Here is a 16,590-nt window from a genome sequence, read left to right as displayed (position 1 = left end):
AGGTAGATCCAAACGAGAAAAACGGAAAGAAGTACCTCATAACGCTCGTATGAGGTAGATCCAAAAGGGAAAAGCCAGAAGAAGTACCACATAACACACGAATGAGGTAGATCCAAACGGGAAAATCCGCAAGATATGCCACATAACACTCGAATGAGGTATATCCAAACCGGAAATTCCGATATTGATGTGTTTCATAATGAACAACTATTTTTCACAAACCAAGTACTAAGGAATCCGCCTCCTAGATACAAGGTTTATAAATGTTGTATAATGGAAAAAGTCGAGGTTGTACAGGAGGGGTTTGATTTGTGCGGTCGCTATAATCTTTATTCCAGCGTAGAGCTTTTATTAGAACAATTTGAATTGACCAATGGAGATTTTATTGAATTTTCCCCACGTTTTAATATTGCTCCTAGTCAGGAGGTTCTATCTGTCGTTCAAGGTGAAACAGGAAATCGCGGAGGTTTTCTGCGATGGGGGCTCGTACCGTCGTGGGCAAATGATCCAAAGATAGGATATAAAATGATCAATGCAAGAGCAGAGACGATTAATGAAAAGCCCAGCTTTAAACGATTATTGGCTAGGAGACGCTGTCTTATAGTAGCAGACGGTTTTTATGAATGGAAAAAGGAAGGTAAGCAAAAAACACCTTTTCATATTCGCTTAAAAAACAAACTACCATTTGCATTTGCAGGGCTTTGGGATCGCTGGGATCAAAATGGAACGGTCCTTCAATCCTGTACCATCATTACGACAGAGGCGAATGAACTAATGAAGGATATTCATGAGCGAATGCCTGTTATTTTAACGAAGGAATCAGAAAGTGCATGGTTAGATCGCTCCATTCAGGAGGAGGAATTTTTAAAATCCCTTTTAGTACCTTATGATTCAGATGAAATGGAGGCTTATACTATATCTGCACTAGTAAACAGCCCTAAAAATGAAGGCATTGAATTAATAAAATCAATATAATGAAAAGGTTGATATTATGAAAAAACAAACTATCTGGTGGATCCTTGCCATCATCATGTGTGTACTCATCTATAAGTTTACTGCTTCACCCGCATCCACTGGATCCAATACTCTACAAATCATTGAAAGGATTACAGGATTAAACAATGAGATAGCTGGAGTATTGAATTTTATCATACGAAAACTTGCCCATATTAGTGTATTCGGTTTATTAGGTATATTTTTATATAATGCCATTCAAAAAAATAAGCTGTCTATTGCTTGGTTTTTAACGACTCTCTATGCAGCTAGCGACGAGTTCCACCAATCACTCGTACCCAATCGAACATCTTCTATATACGATGTGATGCTCGATTCAGGAGGAGCATTACTCGCTATTTTGATAGTGAGAATGTTTTTAAGGAAAAACAAGAACAGTAAAGAATAAATAATGAACGTTTATCAATGGAGGAAATTTTCTTTCATTGATTTTTTTTTATATTTAGTGTCCCATTTCTCCTTTCATTTATATATAAAGAGTGAAAGGAGGTGATCAGCATGGCACAGCTACTTTTAAAGAAAGCTGGTTTAAAACTAGCTTTTGACGGTGGAGTGGATGATAAAGGAAAGCCTATTACTAAAGTGAAGACGTTCAACAACGTTCGACTTGAAGCAACCACAGATGAACTGCTTCAGGCAGCACAGGCAATCGGTTCATTGTCACAAAAAAATCTCTTTGGTATCGAGCGAATTGATAGCTCGGATATCAGAGCCTAGTAATCTTAAACTATAGGATAAGGAGGTGAGAGAAGTGAAAACATTAGAGCTTCAATTTAATACTGAAGACAATAAAACAGCCAGAATATCGATCGAGGATCCAATCGAACCAGTAGATACTGCAAATGTAAAAGCTGCTATGGAAAAAATCATCGCTGCAGATGTGTTTCGAAATTCAATGGGTTCCTCGTATACTGAAATTAAAGGGGCTAGATTGATCGAAAACAATGTAACAGATTACACAGTTGAATAATACAGCTTATGATGAGGGCCTTCGTCCAATTGGACAGGCCTTTCATGTTTTTTTAATAAAGACAAGATGCCATTAGGATTTTACATCCTGTGCGAAATGGCAAAAACCTTTGAGAAAATCATTTTTTTAATAGAAGGGAGTGAAACAAGTGGATCAGCTAATGTCCTTCATTGGTGAGGTAGGCTTTCCTATCGTTGTCACACTGTATCTACTGTACCGTATTGAAACGAAACTAGAGGCTGTTGTGCAATCCATTCAAAGTTTGCCGGAGCGATTGAAGAATATCGAGTAGGAGAAAAAGCTTGAAGGGGGAAGAGAACCTTTCAAGCTTTTTTATTTTAGGAAACTAGTGTCTTTTATTCCTATATATTGCTTAATGAAACCGGGAAGTGGAATCAATCGATCCTTTTGATTCTAAGTACTAGTAAATACATAAAATGGAAAACGATAGAAATATTAGATATATGAACAATTTTTAAGAGAGGGGCGTCAAGAATGGGAAGGATTCTTTTGTTAACGATTGTATTATCAATTCTTTTTCCGGTATCCATATTAGCAACAGGAGAAAAGGATGTAAAAGCAGGTTTTATCAGGGATGGAAATCTATGGGTCCTTATAAACAACAAAGAAAAACAAATTACCAACACAGGTAAAGTATATGATAGCCCAAAATGGTCACATGATGGAAAGTGGTTACTATATCAAAATGAAGCTCCTTCTAAATTCCAAGAAAATGAGAAGCAAGTTGAAGTATGGGTATATAACATTGAAACTAAAGAAAAGAAAAAAATTTTTTATGATGGCTATTCCCCAACATGGGCACCAAACAAAAATATCGTCGCTTTCAATTCCAGAGGAATATTGGACATTTCAAATTTTAAACGATTCTATAACATTGCAACAGGTGTTGATAGTTATACGTGGTTACCAGATGGAAGTGGATTTCTGCTTTCATCTGCAGGAGTTTTGAGACCAGATGGATGGTCAAGTGCGATTCTATTTACCAAAAAAGTAAATGAGAATTATAAGGATATTGTTTTATTTGGAGGTGTCAAACCTTTTTATACTCTCCCGAGAGAAATAGGGGTTAATAATAATAAAATTATAGCGGTATATGCAGGGAATTTTGAGTTCTCCCCAAGTCATAAATGGATTTCCTTTATTGTTTCACCAACTGCTTCCTGGTCGATGGATAGTAATATGCTTTGTGTGATATCTAAGGATGGAAAAGATTTTCATGTATTAGATGAAGTTATTTTTGGGGTAGGTAAGCCTAAATGGGCACCATCAAGTGATACAATTGCGTTTATTGCTGGTGGAGGACGAATTGTTTTTGGTTTTAAGAATAAAGATTTAAAGATTCGGGAAATGCCTGTATCAGGAACATATACACCTCCAAACTATGCTGATCTTGATTTTGATTGGGTAACCGACAAAACAATCGTAACATCAAGAGTAAAAGAAACGGAATGGTCTAATGACTTTAGTAAGCATCCATTACCCGAGCTCTATTCAATCAATATTGAGACAAAGAAACAAGTGAATATTACAAAACCACCGAAAGGATATGGTGACTACAGTCCGCTGTTTGTCGAGTCTATTGGAAAGCTTGTTTGGTTAAGAGGAACGTCCATCACAGATCTAAAACGAACACTTTGGAAAGCTAAACCTGATGGGACAGATGCTAGAGAATGGATTAAAAATGTAGATGCGATTGAATTTTATGAAGGTAGATAAGGAACATTGGCACTCTTTATCTAAATAAAGGGAAATTTAGTTTTACGAAAAAGACTAAAAATTCTAGTAATATCTAATCTGTTTATGATAGAATATTATAAATTGCATAAACATTATAAAGATTGGAGTGCTATTTATGACTTACACCTTAGTAAAAAACGGAACACTTATTGATGGTAATGGCGGAGTGCCGATTCAGGATGCGGCAGTTTTGATAAAAGATAATAGAATTGAACAAGTTGGAAAACTAGATGATATTAATCTTCCAAACGAAGATGTTGAAGTTATTGATGCAGAGAACGGCTACATTCTTCCTGGATTTATTGATACACATGTTCATATGATGATGGAATTTACCGACATAAGAAAATCTTTGGCAACTCCATTTTCTTATCGATTTTACCAAGCAATTGAGTATATGAAAAAGACAATTAATGCAGGAGTTACTTCAGTTCGTGATGCAGGATTTACCGATGTAGGAGTAAAGGAAGCAGTAGAAAATGGACTAGTTCTAGGGCCGCGTATGCAGGTAAGTATTAATCCACTTACAATTACTGGTGGTCACGGTGACGGATGGACAATATCCGGTATAGACACGACTAGTCCTTCCTATCCAGGTTTGCCGAGCGGTTTTTGTGATGGTCCTGAACAGGTTCGTCAAAAGGTACGGGAAATGTTACGAGCAGGAGCCGATATTATTAAGGTCCATGCGACAGGCGGGGTTATGAGTCCGACCGATCATCCTGAGTTTACACAATTCTCATTAGAAGAATTGAAAATTATCGTAGAAGAAGCAAGATTCCGCCGTGGCATTAAAGTAATGGCCCATGCACAAGGTGCAGAAGGAATAAAAAATGCGGTTCGAGCAGGCATTCACTCGATTGAGCATGGAATTTATTTAGATGATGAAGCTATTGAATTAATGTTAAAGCATGGAACATACTTAGTTCCAACATTGCTTGCTCCAGTAGCTGTTTTGGAACAAGGAAAAAACAGCGATAATATGCCAGCGCATGCAATTCAAAAGTCTCTTGAAGTAGTAGATATTCATCAAGAAAGTATAGCGAAAGCCTATAAAGCAGGTGTGAAAATAGCGATGGGTACCGATGCAGGTGTTATGCCGCATGGCACAAACCTTCGTGAACTAAATCTCATGTGCAATGTAGGAATGAGTCCAATGGAAGCGATCGTAGCAACAACGAAGGTAGCGGCTGAATGTATGGGCTGGGATGATAAACTAGGTACATTAGAGGAAGGAAAACTTGCCGATCTCGTAATTACAAAAGAGGATCCATTAGCAAATATTTCGTCACTTGAAGATCAAACGAATATCGTGACCGTTGTGAAGGATGGTCAGATTGTAAAAGATTTACGTGTTGGGAAGGCTAGTTTAGTAACTCAATAATGGAATGTAGAGAACTAAACCTTTAGTGGTTTGGTTCTTTTTTTGTAGAGTACGAATTATAATTAGGTTCAACTTCAAACATTTTTTTGAGGGGATCATTTTTTTGGATTTCAAGACCATTTTTTTTAAGGTATGGACCATTTTCTTAGCTCTGAGGACCAAACAACTTTCTGTCGACATTCTTGGAGAATCAGGGGACAAATAATTACATTATGAGTACAAGCGGAAGCTTAGCCCCGCTTGTAACCTTATACAATTTCAAAAAATCCTTTTTCACCATGGCGAATTAATCCTTCTTTTAATAACTTCACATGCTGGTCTTCTTTAAGATTCGTAAAGACAATAGGTGTAACTAATGATGGTACTTTGTCCTTAATTGCTTGAATATCGATTTCAGCAATTTTTTGTCCGAGTGAAATTTGATCGCCTTCGTTTACATAAACGGTAAAGCCTTCACCTTTTAAGTTAACCGTATCAAGTCCCATATGGATTAAAACTTCAAGTCCATCATCGGTTTCCAATCCGAGAGCATGCTTAGTGGGGAATACAGATTTTACAACTCCGTTGAAAGGAGCATGTACAATCCCTTCTTGTGGATCAATTCCAAATCCGTCCCCCATCATTTTTTGAGAAAAGACTTGATCAGGCACGTTTTCAATTTTTACTAATTGTCCAGTTAATGGAGAAGCAAATTGATTGGTATCAGCACTTACACCTTCAGTATGCTGAGTAGGAGGTGGAGCCATTGTTGGTTCAGGCGGCTGATCCATTGCATATATTTTTTTCAATGCGTTTGCAGCGAATTCTACATCTGGACCAACGACAATTTGAACATTGGTTTTACTAGGTTTCATCACTCCACGAGCACCGAAGCGTTTGATCGTACTTTCATCGATAATTGAACTGTCCTTAACATCTAAGCGTAAGCGGGTAGTACAGTTATCGATATTGGTCAAATTTTCTTTTCCGCCCAGTCCTGCCAAGAAACCGGCAGCCATTTTTGTATATTTATCATCCCCGTCAACATTTACGTCATCAACTGTCACCTCATCTTCATCTTCACGGCCAGGTGTTTTTAAGTCGCGCCATTTGATGAAGAAGTAAAAGGCGATAAAGTAAACAACTGCATAAATAATGCCTACAACAAGGAGCAAAATCGGCTTTTGTGCAATACCAAAGTTTAAAATATAATCAATTAAGCTTGCTGAGAAACTAAATGAATCATGAATGCCAAGTAAATAAGTAATTGCAAATGAAGTGGCTGTTAGCAAGGCATGTATCACATAAAGCAAGGGGGAGATGAACATAAATGAAAATTCGATAGGCTCTGTTACACCTGTTACAAATGAAGTTAAAGCCATTCCTAGTAATAGCCCTGCAACCTTCTTGCGGCGCTCACTTTTTGCAGCCATAATCATGGCCAGACATGCTGCTGGTAAACCGAACATCATAATAGGAAAGAATCCCGTTGTAAACACTCCAGCTGTTTTATCACCATGAAGGAATCTTGTGATATCACCGTGATAAACAGCTCCCGCAGCATCTGTAAAGGTTCCAAAATCAAACCATACCAGCGTATTAATAATGTGATGCAAGCCTAATGGAATAAGAAGTCGGTTTAGGAAACCATATACACCATATCCAAAAGCACCTCTACTTGTAATCCAGTGTGCTATGGAGTCAATTCCATTTTGAACATATGGCCATACAAAGCCGAAGAATATTCCTAAAATTACACTCACTAAAGCAGTCACAATTGGTATAAATCTCCGCCCGCCAAAGAATGCTAACCACGTTGGCATTTGAATATTATGAAACCGGTTGTAAAGTAAGCCGGCGGCAATACCAGAAATAATTCCACCAAGAACCCCCATGTTAACAGATGAATTAATAGCGTGAGTGGTGAAAACCAATACCATGTAACCAATCGCACCTGCTAATGCTGCCGCTCCGTTATTATCTTTGGCAAAGCCAATCGCAACACCAATGGCAAAAAGTAATGCCAAATTACTAAAAACAGCGCCCGGATCATTCGCAGGATCCAATGTCATACTTCCGAAAAAAGCATTACCCGCCTCAGCAATAAACTTGATATTTAGTAAATCAGGTTGTCCAAGACGCAGGAGCAAACCAGCTGCAGGTAAAACTGCAATTGGCAGCATAAGTGATTTACCGATCTTTTGTAAAAAAGAAAGCATAATGCCCCTCCTTTAAATTTCTCGTAGTAAATTTGAGAAAAATAGTATCAAATGTATTAATTATGTATGGATATTCTGAGGATGTCTTTATTCAACGAAAGGAAAGTTTGCAAACAAAATATTAACATTAACCTTTCCTTGGCTCTCGTTTATCCATTTCTTGAATAATTTCGATGAGATCATCTACGGCACGTTCTCGAACATAGTCATGTTTGTCTTCTAGGTGGGCAGCCACGCTAATCAGCATTCGTTTAATATATGTCCAGTCTTCTTTAAAAGTTAGAAAATCAATATTATCCAATTATTTTTCCTCCTTTTACTATTTATCGATAATGTAACCGAAATTTAGGAGTACTATTCTATGGTGGATAGGAGTCCATCTCTCATATCAGGCCTGAATGATTGTGGAAAAATAAAATAGTGCGATATAATATAGGAAAGAACTTGGAGGAGTACCCAAGAGGCTGAAGGGGGCGCACTCGAAATGCGTTAGGGCGGACGACTGCTGCGTGGGTTCAAATCCCACCTTCTCCGTAAGACAAAACGTTGCTATTAATACCACAATAATGTGAATTGAAAATTATAAACCCATGTGATGAACACTGAAAACTAATACAGTGTTCTTTTATTTTTTTAAGAACTTATTGTTGAAGTTTCTACTATTATATTAAACTGGTTTTAGGGTATTAGAGCTATTACATCTATGAATCAATGACATTGATTCTTTAGAGCTTACAGTGAAAAAGGTAACATATACCTAGATAGAAAGAGCTTTATATACCAATACTTGGAATATATATGTGATTGACCTTTAATTGAGAATTATTCTTAGTTAATTCTTGACATGCATGACTACATTATTCATTATATATTACGGAGGAGTTAAAGTTTTTGTGTTTTTTATTGCATTTTTTCTTACATATTATTGCATTTATTTTTTATATGTAAATTTGCAATTGATATAAAAGAAATATATCAATGTAATGTATCATTATATCCTCATAGCATTTCTAGATTTATATACAAATAAAAAGGAGACTTTTTAAATATGAAGCAACAAAAGAACGGCTTATTTTTTTGTCTAATGTTTGCAGCTCTATTCATTATTCTTGCAGGGTGTTCAAGTAGTGATGCTAATAAAGCAGAACAAAAGAAAGAAAAAGATGTATTAACCGTTTCATGGCCACGTGATGTAGCAGAAATGAACCCACACGTATATAATCCATCGCAAATGTTTGCACAAACGATGATTTACGAGCCATTAATTGGTTATGGCGAAAATGGAGAATTAGTACCTAAACTGGCAGAAAGTTGGGATGTTTCGAAGGATGGAAAGACCTATACCTTCCATATTCGAAACAATGTGCAATTTTCTGATGGTTCAACACTAGATGCATCTATTATTAAGCGTAATTTTGATGAAATTTTAAGACAAACAAAAGAAAATGGTACCCACACATGGCTTACTGTATTAACAAAAATTGACAAAGTATCTGTAGTAGATGATCATACATTAAAAATGATATTAAAAGAGCCTTACTATGCTACGTTACAAGAGTTAGCTGTGGCACGTCCAGTACGTATTTTAGGAGCAGCTGGTTTTCCAAAAGGTGATGACACATCCAAAGGTGTAAAAAAAGCTGTTGGTACAGGTCCATGGATTTTAGATAAATATAAAACAGATGAATATGCAATTTTCAAACGTAACGACAACTATTGGGGCGAACTACCAAAAGTAAAAGAAATAAAAGTTAAAATTATTCCTGATTCAGAAACGAGCGTCTTAGCTCTTGAAAAAGGTGATATTGATTTAATTATTGGTGAAGGTGCAATTAACACCGATACTTTCAAAGAATTAGAAAAATCAGACCAGTTTAAAACTCAAATTTCTAAGCCGTATGCAACTCGTCAACTAGTTATGAATACAACACGTGATACTTTATCAGATATTCGTGTCCGAGAGGCGCTGAATATGGCATTTGATAAGAACACAATGGTTAAGACAATAACAGCTGGTATGGAAGAAAAAGCGGACAATCTGTTATCAACAAACCTTCCTTACACAGCAAATATAAAACCTGAACATATTACTTATAATCAAGAGAAAGCAGCAAAATTATTAGATGAAGCAGGATGGACTTTGAAAGATGGTGCAACAACTCGTGAAAAAGATGGTAAACCTCTTGAAATTGAGTTAATGTATAATTCTGCTGAAACTATTCAAAAAACGATGGCAGAGACATTGCAATCTGAGTGGGCAACTGTAGGAGTTAAATTGAACCTTGTGTCAGAAGAATTGGGTACACAAGTTAAACGCTTTAAAGCGAACGATTTTGATATCAACTTCTTCAGTAGCTATGGTACTCCGTATGATCCACATACATTTGTAAACATTGTTGCAAATGATGGCTACGGATACTCTGCTGCAATTAAATCGTATGATAAAAAACAAGAGCTTATCAATCAAATTAATGAGGTTTTATCTTCAACAGATGAGAAAAAACGTCAACAATTATATACAGAGATTTTTACAACTTTACAAAATCAATATTCAATTGTTCCAATTTCGTATATTAATAAGATTGCTGTATATCAAAAGAATGTAAAAGGTCTTCAGTTTGCTCCAAATCGTGATGAACACTCATTTAACAATATTGAGTTACAGTAGGAGGAGTTTATTATGGGTGTTTATATTGCAAAACGCATTGTAGCAATTGTTCCAATTTTTCTACTGGCCACTTTATTGACTTTTGGAATGATTAAATTATCTCCAGTAGATCCAGCAGAAGCGTACTTTGCAGCTTCTAATACACATCCTACAGAAGAAGCACTTCAACAAAAGCGTGAGGAGTTTGGCTTAAACAAGCCTCTCCTCATTCAATATGTAAATGCAGTGAGCAACATTGTACAGCTTAACTTTGGCCAATCTTATATGACCAATAAACCAGTCTTAGACGAAGTAAAAGTGCGTCTACCTACTACCATTCAATTAGCTATATGTAGCATATTACTAACTATTATCGTAAGTATTCCTATAGGTTTTATATCAGGTATAAGAAAAAATGGCTTGATTGATCATATTAGTCGATTGTTTTCTTTTATCGGTGCTTCTATACCCTCTTTTTGGTTTGGTTATTTACTTATGCTTTTCTTCTCTGTGAAATTAGATTTATTTCCAGTTCAAGGAACAGGAACTTGGTTACATCTAGTTCTTCCATCTATTACACTAGCCTTACCATTTACAGTTCAATATTCACGTATGCTACGTTCTAATGTGTTAGAAAACATCGAACAGCCCCCTATTTTATATGCAAAAATGCGAGGAATTCACGATTTAATTATTATGCTGAAATATGTTTTACGGATGGCAATTGGTCCTGTCATTACGGGACTTGGGATGAATTTAGGTATGCTGCTCACAGGGACTATTATTGTTGAAGTCGTCTTCTCATTGCCAGGATTTGGACGTTATTTTATTGATGCTATTTTTAATCGTGATATGCCAGTTATTCAATGTTACGTATTATTATCGGCTGTTATATATTTACTTTGTAATTTAGTTGTCGATATCATTCAAATGTTTGTTGACCCACGTATCGTAAAAAAAGGAGAGCTTTTATAACAATGGTTGTTTCATTTGTTATCAAAAATAAAGTACTTGTTATTTGCACAACGATTATTGCATTATTGTTTATCATTGCTATTTTTGCACCGTGGCTTGCTCCTAATAATCCAACATTAGTCAACCTATCAGCTAAATTACAAGGACCGTCTGCAACTTACCCGTTAGGAACGGATCATTTGGGGCGCTGTATTCTATCAAGACTTTTGATAGGAATGCGTGTTTCTCTTGGCAGTGCAGCATTAATTTTTTTATGCTCGTTATTTATTGGATTAGTGATTGGAACGCTTGCGGGCTATTTTGGTGGATGGCTAGATTATATTTTGATGCGCGTTTGTGATACGATGATGGCATTTCCAAATCTACTTCTTGTAATTGGATTTGTAGGAATGTTTGGTCCTGGATTAAAGCAAGTCGTTATTGCCCTTATCATTGTACAATGGGTATATTATGCACGGATTTTTAGAGGAATGGTTGTTTCATTAAAAACAGAAAATTTTGTAACGGCTGCACATATCAATGGTTCATCTTCTTTTAAAATTATCAAGAAACATATCGTTCCAAATATTATCCCACCGCTACTCGTCATGAGTACATTAGAGATGGGATGGTCGATTATGAACATGTCTTCAATGTCTTTCCTAGGACTTGGTGTACAAGCGCCTAAGCCTGAGTGGGGAGCAATGATTTTAGAAGGAAAGTCTTTTGTACGTTCTAATGTGGAGTTAATGTTATACCCTGGTTTATGCATTATGTTTGTAGTCATTATCTTTAATCTATTAGGTGAATCATTATCAAAATTTTTTGGTGTGAAAAAGCAATATAGAGGGGGGAAAGAATAACTAATGACAACATCACCTATTCTTGAAGTTCAACAATTAAGTATTCAATTGAAAAGTAAAACATTAATTCATCCATGTAATTTTACCCTACATAAAGGGGAAATTTTAGGGTTAGTTGGAGAAAGTGGAAGTGGAAAAACCTTAACTAGTATGGCTATTTTTCAATTATTACAAAAGGAGATGCTATTAAGTGGAAGCATTCGATTAGGTGATGTGGAATTAACTCAAGCTTCAGACAAGCAAATGAGGCAAATTAGAGGTCGAGATATGGCATTTATTATGCAAAATCCGATGAATGCTTTTTCCCCTGTATATACAATTGGTAATCAATTTATCGAATTAATTCGTACACATTTGCAATGCAGTAAAAAAGAAGCGATAGAGCGAGCAACAAATGCCCTTGCAGACGTTCATTTGCAAAATCCCAACCATTTATTGTCACTCTATCCATTTCAATTAAGTGGCGGGATGTTGCAACGAGTAATGATTGCTTTTGCCTCTTGTTTACAACCAAAGGTGATTATTGCTGACGAACCGACAACAGCACTTGATGTATACAATCAGCTACAAGTGCTAAAACATCTTGAGCATATTCGAGCAACGTGTGATACAGCGATTTTGCTGATTTCTCATGATTTATCAGTTATAGCAGAAATGGCGGATCGTGTAATTGTGATGGAAAAAGGGCATATTGTTGAAACGGCTACAGTTTTGGAGTTATTTGATACACCGAAACATGAATATACAAAGCATTTATTAAATTCGCGTCTCACATTCCAACATGTTAAGGAGGAGGCGGAATAGTGCGTATTTTAGAAGTAAATAATGTTTCACATGCATACAATACGAAAAAGCTTTTCAAAAAAAATAAAGACACACTTGTTTTACAAAATCTTTCTTTTTCAATTGAAGAAGGCCAATGTTTTACCCTACTTGGATCAAGTGGAGCTGGCAAAAGTACTGTTGGAAAAGTGATTTTAGGTATCGAGAAGCCAATGGTAGGTCAAGTATTGTTTATGGGACATGATTTATATGCGATAAAGAAAAAGACATCTCATCGTTTACGCCGTGATTTGCAAGTTGTTTTCCAAGACTCTTATTCTTCTGTGAATTCTCGAATGACAGCAGAGCAGATTATTGCAGAGCCACTTGAAAATTATGAGAAATACTCACCTATTGAACAGAGACGTTTCATTATACAATTATTAGAACAAGTAGGAATGACGGAAAAAGATTTATCTAAATATCCAGCCGAATTTAGTGGTGGACAGTTACAAAGAATTAATATAGCGCGTGCGCTTTCTCTAAAACCTAAGCTACTTGTTTTAGATGAACCGATTAGTAGCTTAGATATGGTCAATCAAGTTAAAATATTAGAATTGCTAAAAGTTTTAAAAGAAGAACTTCATTTAACTTACTTTTTTATTACACATGATATTAAAGCAGCGTGTATACTTTCAGACCAAATTGCTATTTTAGATAAAGGGAAAATTGTGCAACAGTTCCAAGACCCCATGCATTTTCTAAATTCGAATGATATAATAGCTCGAAAATTGCAGCAAGCTGTTTTAGCAGAACACCCAAAGCAACGAACAATTAGAAGTAACATACAGTAATCTTTATACCAAATAAATGAGGCTATCCAATAATTAAAAGGCAGAAATGTTGTTTAGATCAACATTTCTGCCTTTTAATGTTTTTGTGTGTTTAAAATTATTATTCATGAATAAGTGCATCTTTTGGTATTTGAACGAAATAGTTATATATTAAAATGATGACTGCTAATAAAGAACAACAACTAAACATTATTGCGTACGAACCCCATTGAATAATAAAGCCCATAATGAAGCCTCCTAAAGAAAATCCTAAATCATAAGAAGCTAAAAAGATCCCAAGTAATATATGGCGATGCGAATCAGGTATGACAAATGAAATATAAGTTGTTAGAGTTGGATAGAGCATAGCAGTAGCAATCCCATTAAAAATAGCACTTATATAAACAAACGCTCCAAGTATTGGTAGCATCGCTAGCATAGTAGTTCCGATTATTGAACAACCTAAAATAATAGCGATAAAATAACTATGCCATTTCCCATCTGATGGAATGTATTTACGAAATATAAAACGACTGCTGACGACGACGATTGCCTGTGAAAATAAGTAAAAAGCAGGGCTTAGTGAAGTCGACGTAAGTAAGTAAAGTGGCAAAAATGTAGATATAGCTCCAAAAATACATGCACCACATAGCATAACGATTGAAGAAAAAACTAACCCTTTATGTTGACGGGCTAATTTTATTCCTTGAAAGCATTCCTCTAAAGTAAATGTAGTATGTTCTTGGCGTGTTTTTGAGAGTGGTGAACGAATAAATAACAATAATGGAATCAATGCCAATATGACGACGAAAATTGGTAACCATGAGGCAGATTGTTGATGCCACAAAAACAAAGCAAGTACTGGTCCGTATATGCTAGGAATAACTGTAGATAACGAGTACATGGCTAATCCTTGACCTCGGTCTTTATCATATAAAACTTCTGTTATCCCCATTTGCATGGCCATCGAAAAAAAAGCTGTGACAATCCCCTGCAAAATTCGTACGATATATATACTATTGATACCTAGCCAACTATATAATAATAGGGTTATTGCGTGTGCAATTAGTAACCATTTCATAATTGTAAAAACACTATATTTGGTAATCATTTGGCCAGCCCATGGACGTAGAAACATACAAACAAACATGTAAATCCCCATCATCAATCCAATTTCAGCTTCGCGTATGCCATGTGTAGCAGCTTGAAGTGGGAAAACCACTGACAAAACAGCATTTGCCGTAAAGTAAGCCATAGCCAAACCATAGATTTGTAGCATTTTAATAGATAACGGATTTTGTTTCAACTAAGTCGTGCCTCCATAAATTTTATAGATTGTCATCCATATAGATTATAAAGCAATAATTTCTAAAGTTGGATATCGATAATTTGATAGAACAAAAAAACAATTGATAATGTTGATTCGAAATATTTTTCCCTTTCTATTCCCGCTTGTGTTGTCTGTCATCCCTGCAGGCGTCAAACAGGGAACATCACTTAAATTAATAATATCTTATTCTTCAAAAAAATCTTATTGACATTTCCCTTTATACAACTGATAATGATAATTGTTATCAATTATAGGCGGTGAAAAAATGAAAAAATCATTTATTAGTATATTAATAGGTTTGATTTTGGTTTTATCTGGGTGTAACCCATTCAATAATTCAAAGAATGAGGCAGATAAATCCTCTAACAACCAAAAAGTATTAACCGTTGCAATACCTACTGATCCAGGACCATTAAATCCCCATCAGTATGCACCTAATGAGCTTACAATACAAAGTACATATTATGAACCACTGATCGATTACACAGAGGATGGTAAATTAAAAGGAAAACTAGCTGAAAGTTGGAAAGTGTCCAAAGACGGGAAGACAATTGATTTTACACTCCGAAAAAACGTTAAATTCTCTGATGGCTCTGCATTTACTGCTGATTCTGTAAAAATGAATTTTGATGCTATTATGAAGCACAAAGATATTCATAGCTGGGTAGGGTTGATTGATGCCATTGATACATACAAAGTATTGGATGATCATCATTTTCAGGTGAAATTGAAAAAAGCATATTATCCTGCTTTACAAGAATTCACGATTGTTCGACCTTTGAGATTCTTGGGTGAGAAAGGTTTTCCAAAGGATGGGGATACCTTTGAAAAGATTGAAAAGCCAATTACAACAGGTCCTTGGGTTGTAGAGGATTATAAAAAAGATTCATCTTTAACATTAGTACAAAACAAATATTATTGGGGAGAAAAGCCCAAAGTGGATAAAATCATTTTTAAAGTAATACCGGATGCAGAGTCCCGTGTATTAGCTTTAGAGAATGGTGAAATTGACATGATGTATGGTGAAAATATCATAAACATGGATCGCTTTAAACAGATTAAGGATGCTGGAAAATTAAAAACCGATATATCAAATCCAGTTGCAACTCGTACTCTAATCGTAAACACAAAAGATAAATTAAAAGATAAGAATCTACGATTAGCGCTTCAACATGCTATTAATAAAGAGGATATTGTTAAACAAACAACAAATGGTATTGAGAAAAAAGCAGATCAATTAGTTGCTCCTAACTTCCCATATAGTGATGTGAAATTAAAACCTTACGATTATGATGTTACAACAGCTGAATCTTATTTAGATAAAGCTGGCTGGAAGAAAGTTGAAGGGAAAACATATCGCCAAAAGAATGGTAAACCATTAATTATTGAAGGAACTTACTTAAAAACAAATGAAATAGATAAACAAATGGCATTAGCCATTCAATCAGATTTAAAGAAAATTGGTATTGATTTCAAACTAAAAGAAACCGATATCGAAGTTAGAAATAAAAATATGGAGGACGCAACTTTTGATGTATTATTCTGGAGCACTTACGGAGCTCCATATGACCCACATTCACTTGTTTCAACAATTGCGCAAGAAGGATTTGGCATAAAAGAATCGGAAGTGAATATGGCAGATAAGGACCGGCTGCATAAAGAAATGAAAGATGTTTTATACCAAATTGATGAACGTAAACGTCAGGAAACATACAAGGATATCTTTACTCATTTACACGATGAAGCTGTATTTCTTCCACTTTCTTATATAACAAATATCGCTATATATTCTGATGACGTATCTGGAATTCAATTCTCTGCACATAGAGATGAAACTCCTTACCGATTTGTTGAAAAAAAGTAGTAAATTAGGTGGT

The 16,590-nt window shown here is 35.5% G+C and carries 16 protein-coding genes and 1 tRNA gene; 14 read left to right on the top strand and 3 right to left on the bottom strand.

From position 1 onward, the window contains the following. Positions 1-309: 309 nt before the first annotated feature. The 7 genes from ACQKP0_RS02590 (at position 310) to ACQKP0_RS02560 (ending at position 5,126) form a co-directional block, all read left to right on the top strand. Complete coding sequence (locus tag ACQKP0_RS02590) at positions 310-975, top strand: SOS response-associated peptidase (protein ID WP_427404239.1); 666 nt, start codon at positions 310-312, stop codon at positions 973-975. Between the two features lie 16 nt (positions 976-991). Beyond that, a complete protein-coding gene (locus ACQKP0_RS02585) occupies positions 992-1,402 on the top strand; it encodes a VanZ family protein (RefSeq protein ID WP_427404238.1) in 411 nt (136 codons plus the stop codon). A 110-nt stretch (positions 1,403-1,512) separates the two neighbouring features. Then, positions 1,513-1,731 carry a DUF1659 domain-containing protein gene (locus ACQKP0_RS02580; RefSeq protein WP_427404237.1) on the top strand — a complete coding sequence of 73 codons (219 nt, stop codon included), beginning with the start codon at positions 1,513-1,515 and terminating at the stop codon, positions 1,729-1,731. A 34-nt stretch (positions 1,732-1,765) separates the two neighbouring features. Further along, entirely contained in the window at positions 1,766-1,984 is a 219-nt protein-coding gene (locus ACQKP0_RS02575; protein ID WP_427404236.1) for a DUF2922 domain-containing protein, read from the top strand. A 160-nt stretch (positions 1,985-2,144) separates the two neighbouring features. Then, a complete protein-coding gene (locus tag ACQKP0_RS02570) occupies positions 2,145-2,276 on the top strand; it encodes a YvrJ family protein (protein ID WP_427404464.1) in 132 nt (43 codons plus the stop codon). A 203-nt stretch (positions 2,277-2,479) separates the two neighbouring features. After that, positions 2,480-3,721, top strand: a complete 1,242-nt coding sequence (locus tag ACQKP0_RS02565) for a TolB family protein (protein ID WP_427404235.1) — start codon at positions 2,480-2,482, stop codon at positions 3,719-3,721. A 136-nt stretch (positions 3,722-3,857) separates the two neighbouring features. Continuing rightward, entirely contained in the window at positions 3,858-5,126 is a 1,269-nt protein-coding gene (locus ACQKP0_RS02560; protein ID WP_427404234.1) for an amidohydrolase family protein, read from the top strand. Positions 5,127-5,374: 248 nt separating this feature from the next. Here ACQKP0_RS02560 and nagE read toward each other — a convergent pair whose 3' ends face one another. Together nagE and ACQKP0_RS02550 are read right to left on the bottom strand one after the other, a co-directional pair. Next, on the bottom strand, positions 5,375-7,324 hold the full coding sequence (gene nagE, locus ACQKP0_RS02555; protein ID WP_427404233.1) for an N-acetylglucosamine-specific PTS transporter subunit IIBC: 1,950 nt from the start codon (positions 7,322-7,324) through the stop codon (positions 5,375-5,377). Positions 7,325-7,451: 127 nt separating this feature from the next. Further along, on the bottom strand, positions 7,452-7,625 hold the full coding sequence (locus ACQKP0_RS02550) for a hypothetical protein (RefSeq protein WP_427404232.1): 174 nt from the start codon (positions 7,623-7,625) through the stop codon (positions 7,452-7,454). Between the two features lie 145 nt (positions 7,626-7,770). Between ACQKP0_RS02550 and ACQKP0_RS02545 the strand changes: the two genes are divergently transcribed. The 6 genes from ACQKP0_RS02545 (at position 7,771) to ACQKP0_RS02520 (ending at position 13,404) form a co-directional block, all read left to right on the top strand. Continuing rightward, positions 7,771-7,858, top strand: a tRNA-Ser gene (locus tag ACQKP0_RS02545). A gap of 514 nt (positions 7,859-8,372) precedes the next feature. Next, the gene (gene nikA / locus ACQKP0_RS02540; RefSeq protein WP_427404231.1) at positions 8,373-9,992 is read left to right on the top strand and encodes a nickel ABC transporter substrate-binding protein; all 1,620 of its coding nucleotides are present in this window, start codon (positions 8,373-8,375) and stop codon (positions 9,990-9,992) included. Positions 9,993-10,004: 12 nt separating this feature from the next. Continuing rightward, complete coding sequence (locus tag ACQKP0_RS02535; RefSeq protein ID WP_427404230.1) at positions 10,005-10,946, top strand: ABC transporter permease subunit; 942 nt, start codon at positions 10,005-10,007, stop codon at positions 10,944-10,946. A 2-nt stretch (positions 10,947-10,948) separates the two neighbouring features. Beyond that, complete coding sequence (gene nikC / locus ACQKP0_RS02530; RefSeq protein WP_427404229.1) at positions 10,949-11,788, top strand: nickel ABC transporter permease subunit NikC; 840 nt, start codon at positions 10,949-10,951, stop codon at positions 11,786-11,788. A gap of 3 nt (positions 11,789-11,791) precedes the next feature. Further along, positions 11,792-12,592: an ABC transporter ATP-binding protein gene (locus ACQKP0_RS02525; RefSeq protein WP_427404228.1), complete on the top strand. Its 801-nt coding sequence runs from the start codon at positions 11,792-11,794 to the stop codon at positions 12,590-12,592. Further along, positions 12,592-13,404, top strand: a complete 813-nt coding sequence (locus tag ACQKP0_RS02520) for an ATP-binding cassette domain-containing protein (protein ID WP_427404227.1) — start codon at positions 12,592-12,594, stop codon at positions 13,402-13,404. The genes ACQKP0_RS02525 and ACQKP0_RS02520 overlap by 1 nt, the downstream gene beginning before the upstream one ends. A 100-nt stretch (positions 13,405-13,504) precedes the next feature. Here ACQKP0_RS02520 and cntE read toward each other — a convergent pair whose 3' ends face one another. Continuing rightward, positions 13,505-14,689: a staphylopine family metallophore export MFS transporter CntE gene (cntE, locus tag ACQKP0_RS02515; RefSeq protein ID WP_427404226.1), complete on the bottom strand. Its 1,185-nt coding sequence runs from the start codon at positions 14,687-14,689 to the stop codon at positions 13,505-13,507. A 289-nt stretch (positions 14,690-14,978) separates the two neighbouring features. Between cntE and nikA (ACQKP0_RS02510) the strand changes: the two genes are divergently transcribed. Then, a complete protein-coding gene (gene nikA, locus ACQKP0_RS02510; RefSeq protein WP_427404225.1) occupies positions 14,979-16,577 on the top strand; it encodes a nickel ABC transporter substrate-binding protein in 1,599 nt (532 codons plus the stop codon). Positions 16,578-16,590 lie beyond the last annotated feature (13 nt).

Origin of the sequence: Heyndrickxia sp. NPDC080065 (assembly GCF_050281185.1) — a bacterium.
In the GTDB taxonomy this organism is placed as follows: Bacteria; Bacillota; Bacilli; order Bacillales; family Bacillaceae_C; genus Heyndrickxia.
The sequence above is the reverse complement of the archived record's forward strand: the minus strand, read 5'-3'. Positions and strand labels throughout refer to the sequence as shown.